The 3,074-nt window shown below is 42.9% G+C and carries 4 protein-coding genes; all 4 read right to left on the reverse strand.

The window, feature by feature from the left end; genetic code table 11:
• Positions 1 to 297: 297 nt before the first annotated feature.
• On the reverse strand, positions 298 to 750 hold the full coding sequence (locus tag F1381_RS27765) for a SitI3 family protein (RefSeq protein WP_151738056.1): 453 nt from the start codon (positions 748 to 750) through the stop codon (positions 298 to 300).
• Position 751: 1 nt separating this feature from the next.
• Entirely contained in the window at positions 752 to 1,183 is a 432-nt protein-coding gene (locus F1381_RS27770; RefSeq protein WP_151738057.1) for a hypothetical protein, read from the reverse strand.
• 455 nt (positions 1,184 to 1,638) lie between these two features.
• Entirely contained in the window at positions 1,639 to 2,283 is a 645-nt protein-coding gene (locus F1381_RS27775; protein WP_151738058.1) for an SMI1/KNR4 family protein, read from the reverse strand.
• On the reverse strand, positions 2,280 to 3,074 hold a 795-nt coding region (locus tag F1381_RS27780), incomplete at its 5' end, for a hypothetical protein (RefSeq protein WP_343043473.1). The genes F1381_RS27775 and F1381_RS27780, both read right to left, overlap by 4 nt.

Raw genomic sequence — 3,074 nt, forward strand, 5'->3', positions numbered from 1 at the left:
ACCTCCACCGGGTCCGGCCCGCGTACAGCCGCCGGCTTCACCGGCTCCAGCGGCTTCTGATATAGAATCTGCCGGGCGGGAGCCTTATCCTTCTCCTTGTCCACACTAGCGTTGGTCTGCAAATTACATCCCCCTTTTGCCAAAAATGGATTCTACTGATTAAGTAAAATAAGAGGGGTGTTTCACAGCCGGACAATGGAAGAAGGTTTTGTATACTTGCCGCGCGCCAAAAAGCAGAACAAAAAGCCGCCCTCAGGGCGGCCGGCAGCAAAGCTATAAGAATACCAACGGTACAGGTTAATCAAATTTTACGTTAGTGCGATCGTTCCGGTAGCTCACTCCTAAATGTTCAAAAGGAAAGCGCTGAGTTCCATTTAACCGGCTGTCATCCGCAATGACAAGCTGCTCCTTACGTAGCAGTATGGCAGTGTCTCCGTTGGATTCCAGCAGACAATCGCCCTCATGCCTCTGCATCACTGCTCCAATAAATCTCATGAGTTCATTTAACCGGCCGTCAACCCCGTCATACAGGTCAAACCACATTTGCACATCCAGGCTCACCCGATAATCTTCACTACGGAACTTCACGCCGTCTCCGCCTTCAGTTACCGTTAAATGATACGCATCCGTTGTCAGCCCAAGCTCGTCTGCCGAGTCTGCGATGATCTCTGCCCCCTCAAGCAGATCAACCACCATCCGCTTTACATCATGGAAAGGGCAATTTGCTGCCAAAAAGAATAAATAGAACATGTCATCCTCCATTTGAATAATAGTAGTATTTCTGCCTTCCTTTTACTATGAAAGGACTGGCCATATCCTTCTCTACTGCTGCAGCCAGACTGGAGATACTCCCGCTTAATTCATTGATTTTGTTGCCTATGGATTGCACAATTTCGTCAGAGATTTCATAGTCAGAATAGACCACAATTTTAAATCCGAGGCTCAGCACTTCTAATCTGCCATCAGGAAATTCAACCGGTGCGATCCATAGGGCTACTACAACATCACCTCCCTTTGCCCGATTATCGGTGCATTTGATATACAGGCCGATTTTATCGTTATATCGCTTTACAAACACACAGTAGCTATCTTTAGAAATCAATGAAGATGTAAACTTGTACCCAATTTTGGCAACGGCCAAGCCAAGGGTTTCTTTCATAGATTCAGCAAAAGTTGTGCCCATAGTTATCCTCCAATTAGAATGCTGCAACCCATCACACTGTTTGAACGATCTGCCCATGTCCAATTATCGGATCAATACCATACTTCCTCAGTATTCTTTGTCCCTCTTCAACCAATGATTTTACAGTCTCAAAGAGCCTTCCTCGTCTTCAACTGACAGCTCCTATGCCAAGCCAGTGCGAACTCTCCCGCTCAAAATATCGCAATGCCCAGCAGTAATAAAAAGAGCAACCATGGACGCTGGACCACAGTTACCCTTTTTGTACATTCTCCCTATACATTCGCATTCGCTGCATGCTCAATAGGACGCCATCTCTTACTGCATTTTTTCTTCACCATAGTGGTAGATACTGAACACCTTTCTCTTCGGGCGGCAAATGTTCTCCACAATGCATAGAAATCGCCGGAGGTAGGATAAGCAAACAGTCTGTAACCGTTCTGTGAAATTAGACATCCTTAATGGTCGTCGGATAACTTTAGTAATCGGCCCAGTTCCCCTAACACTCTTATATTATTTTTAGCTACACTAATAGGGATGTCCTTCATTAATACAAAAGGAAGTTGTTTCGAGCCTTTAAGTAAATCAAATAGCCCTTTGTTTATATTAAAGACCTCTTGTATTTTCTTTAGATCCAAAGCCCCACCGCTAGGTGGATTTACCAGAATCAAATCACAAAGTTGCTCGTTATCCGTTTCTTCTTCTAATAGATCGATGTTTACTGATCCATTATTTATCCAATCTATAAAATTCCCACTAACTATTGAAGCAAATTGCGGATTCATAACCCCGGCATCCACTTGAAGTAATTCGATTGCATCTTTATTTGCAGACATTAAATAGAACTTGTTTCCGCCGTTACTACCTATAGCTACATAACCTTGAGCGTATTCGGGAACCTCATATGTTTGATTTCTTTCATTGATTATGTCAGTACCAAAAACCACCACACCCTCATTTGTTTCAAATCCATTTGTTAGCATAAGAAGTTCCCTAAATACCTTAGGGAACTGCAAGCCCATTTCAGTTTCAACTCTGTTGATCTCATGTTCATTAACTGAAGGATAGAGATTAAAGTTTGACAAAGATCGTAAGTTTATCATTTAAAGCCTCCCAGTCCATCAAAGAATTTGTAAGCTTCCTGAATAACCTTTTTTGCAACCTTAGGATCAACGCCAGCTTTAATCATTTCTCTAAACGACTCATTAAATTCATATACAATATTTGTATTAAAGCCCTCTGTTCTTCTTCTCGCTCTTTGTAATGCAGAGATGATAGCATGCGATTCACCTGATGTTGATTTTAACAATATTGAAGGTGCATTTGAACTTCTGTATTTTATACCCTTTCTCTTTGCCCACAGTTTTGCCCATTCATCTTGTATTGCATGGTGAGCCTGCACAAGCCCATCAGATTTAGATGTACCATATCCTGATGCACGATTCTTGCTTGGACTCAGTTTTTTATATGCGCCGACATCACTGGTGCTATAGCCTCCCTGTTTTAGCTTACTATTCGGCGTTCTTTGTGGAAAACTAATACCGGATCTAGCATTAATATTTGCATGAAGTTGCTCAGAACTTAATTTTCCGTATTTCTCTCTTAGATACTCTGCTCTAGTTTTACCCGTCCCCTTAGTGGTTACAGGTTCATATTTGCTCTCTATTTCAACATTTCTTTTTGTAGTCTCATGGTGAGCTAAGTCCCCGGTTATTTTAGAATCCTGGATAGATTCTGCAATCTCGCTGCCGGTACTACCTGGCGGCTTCTTCCCGCGCTTCGCCAGATCCTCAGGGTCCTGGTCGGGTAGTTTCCCGTGCATAATCTCTATCTTGGGATTAACTATTCCGTACAACCAGAAGTATCTGCCCTTGCGTTCCAGCTCGAACCGCTT

The organism is Paenibacillus tengchongensis (assembly GCF_008973665.1).
GTDB classification, from domain to species: domain Bacteria; phylum Bacillota; class Bacilli; order Paenibacillales; family Paenibacillaceae; genus Paenibacillus_AQ; species Paenibacillus_AQ tengchongensis.

What these genes read in the sequence shown, in the direction of transcription:
- F1381_RS27765 (WP_151738056.1), bottom strand. Translation starts at nt 750, where the DNA reads ATGTTCTATTTATTCTTTTTGGCAGCAAATTGCCCTTTCCATGATGTA.
- F1381_RS27770 (WP_151738057.1), bottom strand. Translation starts at nt 1,183, where the DNA reads ATGGGCACAACTTTTGCTGAATCTATGAAAGAAACCCTTGGCTTGGCC.
- F1381_RS27775 (WP_151738058.1), bottom strand. Translation starts at nt 2,283, where the DNA reads ATGATAAACTTACGATCTTTGTCAAACTTTAATCTCTATCCTTCAGTT.